A 14,093-nucleotide genomic window follows, 5' to 3' on the forward strand; every position below is an offset into this window, starting at 1 on the left:
CGTCGGTCAGGTGCGTCCCTCGTCGAGGTTGCCCAGCAGCAGCTCGATGAGGGTGGCGAACACCCGGCCCCCGTCGCGGGCGCTCTCGTCGACCAGCGCCGCCTGGGTCAGTCCGTCGGCGGTCGCCATGAGCAGCCGCGCCAGGTCTTCTGCCACCACGGACGAGCCCACCCCCAGATCGTCGAGGTGGCGCTGGACCAGGTCGGTGATCCGGGCCCGGGTGCGCTGCTGGCGGGCGGCGACCCGTTCGCGGACGCTCGGGTCCTCGTTCCGGGCGGCGTAGAGGAGGAACTCGGCCTCCAGGAGGAACCACTCACCCTCCAGGATCGGCAGGGTCGCGGCCTGGGCCGCGAACGCTGCCGCGCGGTCCTCGGGGGCCACCTCGTCGACGACCCGTTCGAGCAGCTCGACGGACCGGTCGAGCTGGCGGTCGAGCAGCTCGAGGAACAGCTGCTCCTTGGAGCGGAAGTTCGAGTACACCGCGCCCTTGGTGTACCCGGCCGCTTCGGCCACCTGGTCCACGGATGCGCCGTGGAACCCGTGCTTGGCGAAGACGACCGCCGCAGCGTCGATCAGCTCCTGTCGCGTGCGTTCGCGCTGCTCATCGCGTCGGTTGCGCGGGCGGTTCGTCGTCACGTCAGCCCCTCAGCTCGTCGGCCTCGTCATCGTCCGGCGCGAACTCGGCGGTCGCACCGTCGGCGACCGCGAGCAGCTCGTCGTCCTCGTTCTCATCGTCGTCCGAGGGGTTCGACGCGGCCGGCCCCGTCGCCTCCTCGGGCGCCTCCTCGGGCGCGTCTTCGGGCGCGTCCTCGGGCGCGTCCTCGGTCGTCGCGTCACCGGTGGTGTCCTCGGCGGCACGGCGGCGCTGCCACCAGGTCAGGCCGGCCAGCCCGACGATCACGATGGCGATCGCGATCCAGTTGTTGCGCGACAGGCCCCAGTCGGCCCCGGCCGGGTAGCGGGCGTCGGTGTCGACCCGCAGGGACTCCACGACGGCCCGCAACACGCCGTAGCCGATCACGTAGCACCACATCAGGGCCCCCCGGCGCAGGCGACCGGTGCGCCCGAGGGTGAGCAGCACGGCCACCAGGACCAGGTTCCCGAGGGACTCGTACAGGAAGGTGGGGTGGAAGGTGGCCTCGGACTCGAAGCCCGGCCGGCGGAAGGCCGGCTCGACCTCCAGGGCCCACGGCAGGTCGGTCGGCCGCCCGTACAGCTCCTGGTTGAAGTAGTTGCCCCACCGCCCGATCGCCTGCGCGAGCGGGAGCGCCGGCGCGACCGCGTCGGCGAACGCCGGGACGTCCCCGTTCCAGCGACGGATCAGCAGGAACCCGACCAACGCCCCGGCGAACAGGCCGCCGAAGAACGCCAGACCACCCTCCCAGATCGCCAGGATCGCGAGCGGGTCCTCGATGAACGGCGTCCCGGACGGGTTGTCGAGGAAGCGTGGGATCACGTACCCGATACGGGCCCCGAGGAACGCCGCTGCGAGGATCCACAGCGCGACCCGTTCCGCCACCTCGGGCTGCCCACCGAAGTCCTCGTAGCGCCGCACCGCGAGCCGCAGCGCGAGGTAGGCGCCGATGGCGATCAAGATGCCGTACATCCGCACGTCGAGGGGGATGCCCGGGATCCGGTCGAGCGGGGGTGGGGGGATCTGCGCGACGAGCGGGAGCACGGTCGTCCTCGTTCGGCGGCGTGACGCCGCGGGTGGTCGGGAGCGGCTCGCACGAGCGTTCCGCAGCGGCCGCACGGTACCTCGCGCGCAGGTCACGGCTGAGGACCGGTCATCGCCCCCGGCACGCGAGCGGCCGACCAGGGACGTCCGGACGGCCCCCGCTGCACGCCGCACCGAGCTGGACACCCCGGTCGTCCGGCAGCTCCGACGCCATCCGAGCGGGCAGGCCGAGACGTAGCTTCGGTGCGGTCGCTCCCGGCGGCCGTGCAGCTCGCCCGTCCGGGGCCGGCGACGCGGAGGACACGATGGTCACCTCGCTACCCGAAGGACGTCGGCCTGGTGCGACCTCGCCGCCGGTCGCCTCGACGCCGGACGGCGGGGCCGCCCCGAGGCCGGTCCGGGCACCGGGTCGTCACCTGCCCTGCCCGCGCCCGCCGGCGCGCGGCCCGGTCAGCAGCTTCGTGCTCGAGCACTTCGCCACGCCTCCGCACCCCCTCCCTGCGTGGCCGACGCCGCAGGACGACCCGCTCGAGGGCGACGACACCCACCTGGCGCTGTACCTGATCTACGAGCTGACCTACCGCGGGGTCGAGGGGGTGGACGAGCGCTGGGAGTGGGACCCCGATCTGCTGCGGCTGCGCGCCGAGCTCGAGGACCGGTTCACCCGGGCGCTGGAGGAGGCGGTCGGTCCGCTCCCCGACGTCGACGACGTCGTCGCCTTCCTCCAGGAGCTGTGCTCGGACGACCTCGAAGCGCCGCCAGGCGGTGACGCGGACGACGCGTCGGTGTCACGCTGGTGCGAGACCGACGGGACGCTGCTCCACCTGCGCGAGCAGGCGATCCACCGAACGGCGTGGCAGCTCAAGGAGGCCGACCCCCACTCCTGGGCCATCCCGCGCCTCGGCGGCCGGCCGAAGGCCGCGTTGGTCGACATCCAGGCCGACGAGTACGGCGACGGGGTCGACGAGGACGTCCACGCCGAGCTGTACGCCCTCACCCTGGAGCGTCTCGGGCTGCGCGCGGAGCCCAACCACTACCTCGACCTGCTGCCGGGCGTCACCCTGGCGACCGTGAACCTGGTGTCGATGTTCGGGCTGCACCGGCGGTGGCTCGGTGCCCTCGTCGGTCACCTCGCGGTGTTCGAGATGTCGTCGGTCACGACCATGGCGCGGTACGGGGCCGCGCTGCGGCGCCTCGACCTCGATCCCTGGACGTGCCTGTTCTACGACACCCACGTGGTGGCGGACGCGACCCACCAGAGCATCGCTGCACGTGACCTCGCTGGGGGACTGGTCGAACAGGAGCCTCGGCGCCTGCAGGACGTGGTCTTCGGCGCGCTGGCGCTGTGTGCCCTCGAGGGCCGGTTCACCGAGCTGGTGCTCGGCGCGTGGGGCCGCGGCGAGAGTTCCCTGCGGGGGCCGTTCAGGGCGGTCGACCCGCCACCGGGTCGGTCGGGCGTGCACGTCCCTGCCGACGACCCCCGGGTCCCCTCGGTGTGATGGTCAGCCGACGCGTCGGGTCGCCGTGGTCCACGCGGCGAGGCGGTCGGGATCGGGCAGCGGCGACGCGCCGGCCTCGCGCCGCACGGCCACGTGACCGTCCTCGAGTTCGAACGGTTCGGTGAGATCCTCGGTGAAGTAGCGCGACGACGCCGAGGTGTCCCCGGGGAGGACGAACCCGGGCAGGCCGGCCAGCGCCACGTTGACACCGCGGCCCACCCCGGTCTCGAGCATCCCGCCGCACCACACCGGGGTGCCGTCGGCGAGGCAACGGTCGTGGATGGCGAGCGCTTCGGTCAGGCCCCCGACCCGCCCCACCTTGATGTTGACGATGTCGCACGCGCCCGTCGCGACCGCGTCGACGGCACGCCACCGGTCCGTGATCGACTCGTCGAGGCAGATCGGCGTGTGCGAGCGGTCCGCGAGGTCGGCGTGGGCGCGTAGGCGGTCGGCCCCGAACGGTTGCTCGATCTGGACGAGGCCGCACTCGTCGAGGTCGGCGAGGACACCGAGGTGCTCGGGGTCCTCGGGCGAGTAGGCGGCGTTGGCGTCGACCTGCAGCCGTAGGTCGGCCCCGAAGGTGTCGCACAGGGCACGGACCGGCGCCAGGTCGAACCCGGGCTCGATCTTGACCTTCACCCGGAGGTAGCCCTCGTCGAGGTAGCCGCCGACCTGTTCGACGAGTTCGTCGACGCCACCTTCGGGGATGCCGACCGACACCCCCGTCGGGACGTGGGTGCGGGTGACGCCGAGGTGGTCGGCGAGGCACCGGTCGGCCCGCCGCAGCTGCAGGTCCCACACCGCGGCCTCGAGGGCGGCCTTGGGGGCGTGGTGGCCCCGGAACCGGGCGAGACGAGCTGCAACCTGCGGCCCGGTGACGGTGGTCCCGCCCGCCAGCAGGGCCGGGACGAGGTGGTCGTGCAGGACGAGCGAAGCGGCGTCGGTGAAGTCCGGGTCGTAGAGCGGCGCCGACGTCGTCGCACACTCGCCCCAGCCCGGGGTGCCGTCGGCGTCGCGGACCCACACGAGCAGCACGTCGCGCACCGTCTGGGTCCCGAACGAGGTCCGGAAGGGACGCACGAGCGGGAGGGCGATGCGCGTGATCCCGACGGCGTCGATGGCCACGGGCGGCAGGTCCGGTCGTGACGTCACTGGTCTGCTCCCCGTCGGTCCGTCAGCTCGGCCACCCGCTCACCTGCGGCGAGCACGAGCCAGCCGTCGCGGGTCGCGCCGCTCACCCGGGCACCGTCGGCCAGCGCACGGCCGACGGTGGCGCGGACCGCCACCGCCCACGCCAGGGCGAGGTCGGGATCGGTGACGCGGAGCTGCTCGATGTCCTCGGGGATGCGGACGAGGCGGCGTGGCACGTCGGTCACCGTCACGTGCGGGGAGCCGTCCTCCAGCGCGTCGAGGACAACGGCCGCCCCGCTGCGGCGCAGCGCATCGACGTCGGGCGAGGCGGTCCGTCCCGCGGCGGCGCCAGCCACGCGCGGCGAGTGGAGCACCCAGCGTGCGACCAGCCGATCGGTGGGCATCCCCGCGTTGCGCGCGTCCGGCATCCGGCCGTAGGCGTCCTCGAGGTAGCCGCCGACCTGTGCTCCGAGCCGGACCAGGTTGAAGGCGACGTTGCGGCGCACCAGCGGGTCGAAGGTCCACCGGACCTCGTCGATACCGCGGGCGATGCACCAGGCGCGCTGGTGCCACTTGAGCGCGGCGCCGACGCCGCCCCTGGTCGCGTCGTCGATGACGCCGGTCACGTGGCTGTGCAGGAAGGGGGTGCCGTCGGGGGTGCGGCCGAGGAACGCCGCCGTGGCGCCGATCAACTGGTCGTCCCGGTGGGCGGCGCTCACCTGGCCGCCAGCGTGCGCGATCGCGGCGAGCGCCTCGGGTGGAAGCACGGCGCCGGCCTCACCCGGGCGCCCCCAGACCGTGTCGAACAGGGCGGAGACGGCAGTGAACGCCGCGATCCCGTGCACGTCGGTGATGCGGACGTCGGCCCGCTGGGCAGCGTCGGCGGCGACGATCGTGGCGGCACGGAGCGCCACGTCGGCGCCGCCGGCGGCGGGTGGTGGGTCGGGTGGTGGGTCGGGTCGTGGCACGGCGTGCATCCCTGGCCGGGGAGGACGACCGTAGTGCCGACGACGGCGCGCCGAGCCCGCCCCTCGCCGGTGGACCCGGGGGTGGACCCGGGTTGGACCCGGAGGTGTCTCGATGTCGAGTTACCCTCGCCCGTTCGCGCCGACCGCCTCACCTCCCCGTGCCTTCCGCCTCCCCCTCGAGCGCCCCGTGACCGAGACCACGACCGAACGCCGCGGCGCGGTGACCTCGACCTTCGCGCCGAGGGACGTGGCCGTCCTCGCCTCCCTCGCGGTGATGTGGGGCCTGTCGTTCCTGTTCATCAAGGTCGCGGTCGACGTCGTCGCCCCGCTGTGGATCGTCGCGGCGCGCTGCGCGGTCGGTGGCCTCATCCTCGTGGTGATCCTCCGGGTACGCGGTGCACGGCTGCCACGGGGGCGGCGCATCTGGATCGATCTGACCATCCTGGCCGCCCTCGGCAACGCCTTGCCGTGGGGCCTGATGGCCTGGGCGACGCAGTACCTGCCGTCCGGACTGGTGGCCGTCGTCAACGCGCTGGCGCCGAGCTCGACGCTGATCATCGCGATCCTGGTCGGCCTCGAAGCGGCGTCGATCCGGCGCGCGGTGGGCCTCGTCATCGCCCTCAGCGGGACGGCGTTGGCGGTCTCGTCCAGCGTCGGTTCGCCGGGGACGGCCCTCGCCGCTGTCACCGTGGGGCTCGCGACCGTCTGCTACGGCGCCGGCTCGGTGTACGCCAAGCAGCGCGTCTCCGGGACCCACCCGCCGCTGGCGATCGCGACCGGTCAGGTCCTGATGGCGGCCGCCATGTCCATCCCGGTCGCCGCCGTCGCCGCCCCGCTCCCCGTCGTCGCCGACATCACGCCCGCGATCTGGGGCTCGCTCCTGGCGCTCGGGGTGTTCGGCACCGGCCTGGCGTTCCGGGCCTTCTACACCCTCATCGCCTCCGTCGGCGCGACCAACACGGTGATGGTGACCTACCTCATCCCGGTCGTGGCGTTGCTCGCAGGGGCGCTGGTGCTCAGGGAGCCGATCACGCTGGTCGTCGTCGCCGGCACGGCTCTGACGATCTTCGGGATCTGGCTCGCGCAACGCCAGCGATCGGTGTCGGTCCCCGAGCACGTGACCGAGCTGCCCCGCTGAGCCGGGGCTCTCCCCAGTCGGCGTCGCCGCCTCGTCCCGCTCCGCCAGGTCCTCCACCTCGGCGGCCTGCGCGACCGGCCGGCGGGTGAACCCCGCGAGGGACCCGACCGCTGCACCGCCGGCCACCGCGCCGAGGGCGAGCAGCCCGTGGACGGTGCTGCCGGCCACCGGGACGAAGCTCGCACAGACCGCACACATGGGCAGGTTCCTGCTCGTCGACGTCGTCGTGGTTGGCAACGAGCGGACGGGCCGAACGTGACGGTCAGCGTCCCCGGGTGGTGCGCCGGACGCGTCGGCGGAGGGCAGCGCTCGCCACCGGCCCGAGGTCGAGCACGACCTGGACCAGGCCGGCGAGCTGCTCGAGCGCGTCGAGGGTCGGGAGCGCGTCCTCGTCGGCGAGCCCGTCGATGAGCTCGACGCCGACGAACGCCGCCGACACCGCGCGAGCGAGCGACGGCACGTCGACCAGCGGGCCGAGCAGCGTGTCGTCGAGCAGCCGGTGCAAGGTGGCCTCGACCTCGTCGACCCACAGCTGGATGGCTGCTGCCGTGGCCGGCGCCAGGTGCGCGTCGGTCTGGGCGCCCGCCAGCATCTGGGCGAGCACCTGCACGTTGCCGAGCTCGCGTTCCTCGGCGTGCAGCGCCCGGGCGACGTCGACCAGCTCGTCGACGCTGGCGATCGCCGCGAAGCGCTCGCGGTAGCTGGCGATGCGGGCGGCCGTGGCGTGGGTGGTCGCGTCGCTCAGCAGCTCGTGCAGCGACCCGAAGTGGTAGTAGATGACCGCCTGGTTGACGCCGGCCTCGGCGGCCACGGTCCGGGCCGAGACCCCCGCGATCCCACGTTCACGCACGGTGGCGATGGCCGCGTCACGCAGCCGCTGCTTGGTGCCACCAGACTCGCCCGTCACCCATCTCCACCGTCGCCGGCCGCAGGGCGCTCCCGCGGTACGAGGCGCCAGCCGAGCACACCGAGCAACGCGAAGCCCACCGCGTTGGCCACCCCGTGCGTCGCAGCCATGTGCGGGATCGACAACGCGGGCGTGCCGAGGTTGGTGCCGACCGCCCACTGGACCGCGAGCAGCATCGGGACGAGCACGCTGACCGAGGACAGACCGAGCAACCAGGCTGCGGAGCGCGGCACGGTGGGGACGACGTGTCGCAGGGTCACCCACGCGAGGGCGTACGTGCCCACGGTCAGGAGCACCGCACCGACGATCTGGAGCGCGCCGACGGTCAGGAACCCGACGGCGATGATCGGCGGCGCCACGACGATCGTGATCACGGCCACCGAGGCGACCCGGTCGTCCGGCTGACGTGCCCACGCGCAGGCGGCGAGCACGGTCGTGACGAAGCCGGCGTAGGTGAAGTGCACCGCGGTCAACCGCACGAACGGTGGCCCGAACCCGGCAGGCTCGAAGGCGGCACGGTCGGCCAGCAACCACAGGGCGCCGAAGGCGAGGTACCCGCAGGCCACGACGAGGACCGCACCGTGGCCGGCCCGTCCACCGCGCCACCATCGCCCGGCCACGACGAGCACGATGACGACGGAGGCGGCCACCCAGGGCACCACCAGCGGCACGCCGATCGCCGGGTGCGGGTCGAGCACCAGGGCGACAGCGGCGGGAACGCCGCAGGCGAAGGCCACCGGACCGCCGGAGCGGGGTGACCCGGGCACCAGGCGAACGGCCGCCGGAGCGACCACGCACACGCCCACCCCCAGGACGACGCCGACGAGCGTCACGCCGTACCCCACCGCGTACGCCGCGACGAAGGAGGCGGGGACCGAGACCGCCAGCGGTCGACCGATGGTCCGGGGGAGCCGGAGCCCCGCGATCACCCCGATCCAGGCCGCGACCAGGGCGATCGGCCCCGCGACGATCGTGATGACGATCCCGTCGATGGTCGCCGCCGGGAGGCAGGCGATGGCGAGCGTCGCGAGGAGCCAGAACCGGCGCAGCCGGGCGGGGGTCACCTGTTCGTCGCGGAGCCTGCGCCGCTCGACGAGCGCGAGGAGCGGTCCGACGCCGTAGACCACCGCGGCGGCGATGGTCCCGGTGAGGATCGGGCCGGCGAGGTCGCCGGGCGCTGCGGGTGGCGCGAGCAGCAGCCCGCCCGCGGCCGAGACCAGCACCGCGACGGCCGCCCCGGTGGCCCGGTGCCACGCAAAGGTGGCGAGGTCGGGTTCGTCGACGGTGCGCTCCAGCCGAGGCGTCCTCCGCCCGTCGTGCAACGCCGTGAGCGTCACCTCACTGGCCATGGGGACGACCTCCGGTCGACGATGAACGACCGTTCTAAACGATCGTTGAGTTCGACACTACCGAACGTCGGGGGGCTGCGTCCATGCCCGGTCCCGCGCCTGCGGTCGTACCAGCCGGGCCCGGTCGAACAGCAGGTCGAGTGCGCGTGCGGCGACCGGACCTCGAGGTGCGGCGCGCACGCGCAGCGCGCGGGCCCGGTTGCGCTCGGCGACGGGCGGGGGCCACACTCGCCGCATGCGTGACGTCAGCAGCCCCGTTCTCGACCGGCTCGATGCCGGTCGCGGTCAGCTGCACGCCCTTCAGGTCCTGATCGGCCTGTTCCTCCTCGTCGTCCTTCTTTGATGCCGCGGCGCCGTCCCCCCACACGACGGCGACGCGGAGGATCACCAGGAAGGACGCACAGGACCGCCGCCTCGTAGCGCGGCAGCACAGGGACAGCGCACATGGGACAGCCCACCGACGTGGACCACGTCACCCGCTTCGGCCGTGACGTCACGATCTTCGACACCACCCTCCGCGACGGGGAACAGTCGCCCGGCATCTCGCTCGATGCGCGCGAGAAGGTCGAGATCGCCGAACAGCTCGCCCGCCTCCAGGTCGACGTGATCGAGGCCGGCTTCTCCGCCGCATCGACCGGTGACTTCGACGCGGTCAAGGCCGTGGCCGAGACCATCGGCAACGCACCGCGCGCCGCGAAGGGCCCGGGTGGCTCCGAGGGCGAGACCGACCGGCGTGAACCGCCGGTCATCGCGGCGCTCGCCCGCGCGATGCCCGGCGACATCGAAGCGGCCGCCAAGTCGCTCGCGCCGGCCAAGCGCCACCGCATCCACACCTTCCTGTCGACCTCCGACATCCACCGCAAGTACATGCTGCAGGCGTCCGAGGACGAGATCCTGAAGCAGACGATGGACGCGGTGGCCCTGGCCAAGACCTTCACCGAGGACGTGGAGTTCAGCCCGCAGGACGCGACCCGCACCGACTTCGAGTTCCTCATCGACATCGTCGCGGCCGCCGTGGAGGCCGGTGCGACGACGGTCAACATCCCCGACACCGTGGGGTACGCCCTGCCGCACGACTTCGGGACCTGGATCGCCGACCTCCACCGTCGCATCCCCGACATCCACGCCAAGGGTGTGGTCATCAGCGTCCACTGCCACAACGACCTCGGGCTCGCGGTCGCCAACTCCCTGGAGGCCGTCCGCAACGGCGCCCGCCAGATCGAAGTGGCCGTCAACGGCATCGGTGAGCGCGCTGGCAACTGCTCGCTCGAGGAGGTCGTGATGGCCATCCGCACCCGGGCGGACCTGCTCGGGGTCGACCACGGGCTGCACACCCCGGAGCTGACCCGCACCTCGCGGCTGGTCTCCAGCCTCACCGGGTACGGCGTGCAGAAGAACAAGGCCGTCGTCGGGCAGAACGCCTTCGCGCACGAGTCCGGTATCCACCAGCACGGCGTGCTGGCCGACCGGCTGACCTACGAGATCATGGACGCCGAGCAGGTCGGGGCCAAGGGCGCCCAGATCGTCCTCGGCAAGCACTCCGGCCGCCACGCGTTCTTCGCGGCGGTCGACACCCTCGGGTTCGACCTCGAGCCGGAGGAGAAGCAGTCCGCGTTCGTCCGTTTCAAGGAGCTGGCCGACAAGAAGGGTGAGGTCAGCTCCGAGGACGTGCGCGCCATCGTCATCGCCGAGACCCACGTCACCGACGATGACGACTACGAGCTCGTCTCGCTCGAGGTCTCGAGCCGGACCGACGCGCCGCCCCGTGCGGTCGTCGCCGTCCGGCTCGTCGGTACCGACGTCGCCAGCGACCTGGACAAGCAGGCCGGTGACGTCGTGACCGCCGAGGAGACCGGCGACGGGATGGTCGACGCGGCATGCGGCGCGATCCGCCGCGCGGTCGGCCGGGACGAGGTGGCCCTCGTCTCCTTCCAGGTGGCTGCCGTCACCGGGGGTATCGACGCCCTCGGTGAGGTGACGGTCACCGTCGAGGTCGAGGACGGCCAGCGCTTCACCGGGCGCGGGGTGTCCACCGACATCGTCGACGCGAGCGCGAGGGCCTACCTCGACGCCCTGAACCGCTCGCGCCGCCTCGTGCACCGCGGCCCGGAGTTCCGCCCCTGACCGGGGTGGTGCCGCGCCGGACCTCACCACGACACCGACGATCTGGAGCGAGACCGTGAAACCCGTCATCCGCTTGAACGTCCCACCGGACCACACCCCCGAGGAGGAAGCGGCACTCGTGGCCGACGTCGCCGCCTCGTACGCCGACTCGACCGGATCGGACGACGTCACCGTCGAGCTGAACCGGTCCGAGGAGGTCGACTACCGGCGGGTCCAGGCCGGCACCAGCTCCCGCTGGGACTGAGCCACCGCCCGACGCGTCGCGATCGCTGCTGCGCGCTGCACCACCCCGCCGTCCGACCGCTGCTCCGCTCGCTCCCCGGAGGATCCCCACCCGATGTCGACGCCCAAGACCATCGTCGAGAAGATCTGGGACCGGCACGTCGTCCGCTCCGGCGGCGACGAACCGGACCTGCTCTACGTCGACCTGCACCTCGTCCACGAGGTGACCTCGCCGCAGGCGTTCTCGGGGCTGCGCGCCGCGGGACGGGCCGTGCGTCGTCCCGACCTCACGCTCGCGACGATGGATCACAACGTCCCGACCGACCCCCGCCAGGTGTCGGGCGAGCTGCCTATGGCCGACGAGCTGTCGGTCGCGCAGATGGACGCGATGCGCGACAACGCCGCCGAGTTCGGCATCAAGCTGTTCGAGATGGGCAGCCGCAACCAGGGCATCGTGCACATCATCGGTCCGGAGCTCGGCATCACCCAGCCGGGCTCGGTCATCGTCTGCGGTGACTCCCACACCGCGACCCACGGCGCGTTCGGGGCGCTGGCCTTCGGGATCGGGACCTCCGAGGTCGAGCACGTGCTGGCGACCCAGACCCTGCCGCAGGCCCGGCCGAAGACCCTGGCGATCGAGGTCGAGGGTGCGCTGCCGGCCGGGACCACGGCCAAGGACCTGATCCTGCACATCCTCGGCGTGATCGGCGTCGACGGCGGGGTCGGCCAGGTCATCGAGTACCGCGGTCAGGCCATCCGTGACCTCTCGATGGAGGCGCGGATGACGGTGTGCAACATGTCGATCGAGGGCGGCGCACGCGCCGGGCTCATCGCCCCCGACGAGACCACCTTCGCCTACCTGAAGGACCGACCCTACGCGCCGAAGGGCGCCGACTGGGACGCGGCGGTCGAGGACTGGCGGTCGCTGGTCACCGACGAGGGCGCGACCTTCGACCGGACCGTGACCATCCAGGCCGCCGACGTGGTCCCCACCGTCACCTGGGGCACGACCCCGGCGCAGTCGGTGCCCGTCACCGGCACCGTCCCGCGGGTCGAGGATGCTCCCGACGAGGGCACCGCACGGCAGTACAGGCGGTCGCTGGACTACATGGGCCTGCAAGGCGGCGAGCGGATCGCCGACCTGACCGTCGACAAGGTCTTCATCGGCTCGTGCACCAACGGCCGCATCGAGGACCTGCGAGCCGTCGCCGAGATCGTCAAGGGCAAGCGCAAGGCCGATGGCGTCGAGGTCATGGTGGTGCCGGGCTCGGGCCTGGTGAAGGAGGCCGCCGAGGCCGAGGGCATCGCCGACGTCCTGATCGAGGCCGGGTTCGACTGGCGGGCCCCCGGGTGCTCGATGTGCCTCGGGATGAACCCCGACCAGCTCGCTCCCGAGGAACGGTGCGCATCGACGTCCAACCGCAACTTCGAAGGGCGCCAGGGCTTCAAGGGCCGCACCCACCTGGTCTCGCCGGCGATGGCAGCCGCCGCAGCGCTCACCGGTCGCCTGACCGACGTGCGGACGCTGGTCGCCGGCTGACCGTCCGACCCGATCGACCCCTGGAGGTCACCTGATGGAGCCCGTCTCGGTCGTCACCGGCCGCGCCTGTCCGATCGACGCCAACGACGTCGACACCGACCAGATCATCCCCAAGCAGTACCTCAAGCGGGTCGAACGCACCGGTTTCGGGCCGTTCGCCTTCGCCGAGTGGCGCTACCTCGACGACGGGTCGCCGAACCCCGCGTTCCAGATGAACATGCCCGAGCACGCGGGTGCGCCCATCATGGTCGCGGGGCGCAACTTCGGGTGCGGGTCGTCGCGCGAGCACGCCCCGTGGGCGCTCGAGGACGCCGGCTTCAAGGCCATCATCGCCCCGAGCTTCGCCGACATCTTCCGCAACAACTGCGGCAAGATCGGCGTCGTGGCCGTCCAGCTCGACGAGCAGGTCGTGCAGCAGCTGTTCGACCTGATCGCCGCGGACCCCTCGGTGCAGGTGACCGTCGACCTCGAGGCACAGCGCGTGACGGCCGAGGCGGTCGGTGAACTGGCGGGCGTGGACGTGCCCTTCGACATCCACCCGCACACCCGGTACTGCCTCCTCAACGGCCTCGACGACATCGGGATGACCCTGCAGCACGCGGACGCGATCGCCGAGTACGAGGCGGGTCGCGAGGCGTGGCGCCCGAAGGTCCCCGCTCGGTGACCGACGCTGCTGGCACCGAGGCGGCGCTGCAGCGCGTCGCGGGGTGGATCCGTGACGCGTCGCACGTGGTCGCGCTGACCGGTGCCGGCGTGTCGACCGCGTCGGGTATCCCCGACTTCCGTGGGCCGCAGGGCCTGTGGACCCGTGACCCGGACGCGGTGCGCATGGCCACCATCCAGAGCTACGTCGCCGACGAGGCGGTCCGTCGGGACGCGTGGCGGTGGCGGTGCGAGACACGGGTGTCCGCACTCCAGCCGAACCCGGCGCACCTGGCCCTCGCCGCGCTCGAACGAGCGGGCCACCTGCAGGTCGTGGTGACCCAGAACGTCGATGGCCTCCACCAGCGGGCCGGATCGGACCCGGACCGCGTCGTCGAGGTCCACGGCACCAGCGCCGAGGTCACCTGCCTGACCTGCGACGATCGCTGGCCGGCCGACGTGGTCCTCGACCGGGTCCTGGCCGGTGAGGCCGACCCGCGCTGCACCGGCTGCGGCGGGATCCTCAAGAGCGCCACCATCTCGTTCGGCCAGATGCTCGATCCCGCCACGCTCGAGCGGGCCGAACAGGCGGCACTCGACGCCGAGGTCCTGATCGCGGCGGGGACCACGCTCAGCGTCTACCCGGTGGCGGCGATGCCGGCCATCGCCGCCCGCAACGGCGCGCGCATCGTCATCGTCAACGACGGTGCGACCGAGCAGGACGACCTCGCCGACGTCCGCCTGCACGGCCGCACCGATGAGCTCCTGCCCGCCCTGGCCGCCGCCGTCACCGGCCGCTGACCGCCGGCTGCGCCGGTTCGCGCACCGAGGGGGTGGCCAGGCATCATCAGCGTGCACTCCTCCCGGGGGGTGGCCAGGCATCATCAGCGTGCAC

Annotated in this window: 13 protein-coding genes; 7 read left to right on the top strand and 6 right to left on the bottom strand. The window is 72.8% G+C overall.

Going from position 1 to position 14,093, the window contains the following annotated elements:
- Positions 1-6 precede the first annotated feature (6 nt).
- Complete coding sequence (locus NITAL_RS11460; protein WP_052666340.1) at positions 7-636, bottom strand: TetR/AcrR family transcriptional regulator; 630 nt, start codon at positions 634-636, stop codon at positions 7-9.
- A gap of 1 nt (position 637) precedes the next feature.
- Positions 638-1,678 (bottom strand): prolipoprotein diacylglyceryl transferase, encoded by a 1,041-nt coding sequence (gene lgt / locus NITAL_RS11465; RefSeq protein ID WP_052666341.1) that lies wholly within the window; start codon positions 1,676-1,678, stop codon positions 638-640.
- 461 nt (positions 1,679-2,139) lie between these two features.
- Here lgt and NITAL_RS11470 point away from each other — a divergent pair, with 461 nt between their 5' ends.
- A complete protein-coding gene (locus NITAL_RS11470; RefSeq protein ID WP_211262353.1) occupies positions 2,140-3,177 on the top strand; it encodes an iron-containing redox enzyme family protein in 1,038 nt (345 codons plus the stop codon).
- A gap of 3 nt (positions 3,178-3,180) precedes the next feature.
- Here NITAL_RS11470 and menC read toward each other — a convergent pair whose 3' ends face one another.
- On the bottom strand, positions 3,181-4,302 hold the full coding sequence (gene menC / locus NITAL_RS11475) for an o-succinylbenzoate synthase (RefSeq protein ID WP_052669616.1): 1,122 nt from the start codon (positions 4,300-4,302) through the stop codon (positions 3,181-3,183).
- Between the two features lie 23 nt (positions 4,303-4,325).
- Positions 4,326-5,276 (bottom strand): hypothetical protein, encoded by a 951-nt coding sequence (locus NITAL_RS11480; protein WP_052666342.1) that lies wholly within the window; start codon positions 5,274-5,276, stop codon positions 4,326-4,328.
- A gap of 187 nt (positions 5,277-5,463) precedes the next feature.
- Between NITAL_RS11480 and NITAL_RS11485 the strand changes: the two genes are divergently transcribed.
- Positions 5,464-6,414 (top strand): DMT family transporter, encoded by a 951-nt coding sequence (locus NITAL_RS11485; RefSeq protein WP_052666343.1) that lies wholly within the window; start codon positions 5,464-5,466, stop codon positions 6,412-6,414.
- Between the two features lie 262 nt (positions 6,415-6,676).
- On the opposite strand, the gene NITAL_RS11490 is transcribed toward NITAL_RS11485, so the two are convergent.
- Both NITAL_RS11490 and NITAL_RS11495 read right to left on the bottom strand, forming a co-directional pair.
- Positions 6,677-7,321, bottom strand: coding sequence for a TetR/AcrR family transcriptional regulator (locus NITAL_RS11490; RefSeq protein ID WP_052666344.1), 645 nt, complete (start codon positions 7,319-7,321; stop codon positions 6,677-6,679).
- Entirely contained in the window at positions 7,318-8,670 is a 1,353-nt protein-coding gene (locus NITAL_RS11495; RefSeq protein ID WP_052666345.1) for a YndJ family transporter, read from the bottom strand. Before NITAL_RS11495 ends, NITAL_RS11490 begins: the two co-directional genes overlap by 4 nt.
- Positions 8,671-9,114: 444 nt before the next feature.
- On the opposite strand from NITAL_RS11495, the gene NITAL_RS11500 reads away from it, so the two are divergent.
- The 5 genes from NITAL_RS11500 to NITAL_RS11520 all read left to right on the top strand — a co-directional run bounded on the left by NITAL_RS11500 (position 9,115) and on the right by NITAL_RS11520 (position 13,999).
- Positions 9,115-10,794: a 2-isopropylmalate synthase gene (locus NITAL_RS11500; RefSeq protein WP_052666346.1), complete on the top strand. Its 1,680-nt coding sequence runs from the start codon at positions 9,115-9,117 to the stop codon at positions 10,792-10,794.
- 55 nt (positions 10,795-10,849) lie between these two features.
- Positions 10,850-11,038: a tautomerase family protein gene (locus NITAL_RS11505; protein WP_052666347.1), complete on the top strand. Its 189-nt coding sequence runs from the start codon at positions 10,850-10,852 to the stop codon at positions 11,036-11,038.
- Between the two features lie 93 nt (positions 11,039-11,131).
- A complete protein-coding gene (leuC, locus tag NITAL_RS11510) occupies positions 11,132-12,556 on the top strand; it encodes a 3-isopropylmalate dehydratase large subunit (protein ID WP_052666348.1) in 1,425 nt (474 codons plus the stop codon).
- 34 nt (positions 12,557-12,590) lie between these two features.
- Positions 12,591-13,220: a 3-isopropylmalate dehydratase small subunit gene (leuD, locus tag NITAL_RS11515; protein WP_052666349.1), complete on the top strand. Its 630-nt coding sequence runs from the start codon at positions 12,591-12,593 to the stop codon at positions 13,218-13,220.
- Positions 13,217-13,999, top strand: a complete 783-nt coding sequence (locus NITAL_RS11520; RefSeq protein ID WP_211262355.1) for an SIR2 family NAD-dependent protein deacylase — start codon at positions 13,217-13,219, stop codon at positions 13,997-13,999. Before leuD ends, NITAL_RS11520 begins: the two co-directional genes overlap by 4 nt.
- The last annotated feature ends 94 nt before the right edge of the window (positions 14,000-14,093 follow it).

It is taken from the genome of Nitriliruptor alkaliphilus DSM 45188 (assembly GCF_000969705.1).
Lineage (GTDB): Bacteria > Actinomycetota > Nitriliruptoria > Nitriliruptorales > Nitriliruptoraceae > Nitriliruptor > Nitriliruptor alkaliphilus.

Excerpts from the sequence above, each read along its gene's own strand:
- NITAL_RS11495 (WP_052666345.1), bottom strand. The coding sequence starts at position 8,670 with ATGGCCAGTGAGGTGACGCTCACGGCGTTGCACGACGGGCGGAGGACG.
- NITAL_RS11500 (WP_052666346.1), top strand. The coding sequence starts at position 9,115 with ATGGGACAGCCCACCGACGTGGACCACGTCACCCGCTTCGGCCGTGAC.
- leuC (WP_052666348.1), top strand. The coding sequence starts at position 11,132 with ATGTCGACGCCCAAGACCATCGTCGAGAAGATCTGGGACCGGCACGTC.
- leuD (WP_052666349.1), top strand. The coding sequence starts at position 12,591 with ATGGAGCCCGTCTCGGTCGTCACCGGCCGCGCCTGTCCGATCGACGCC.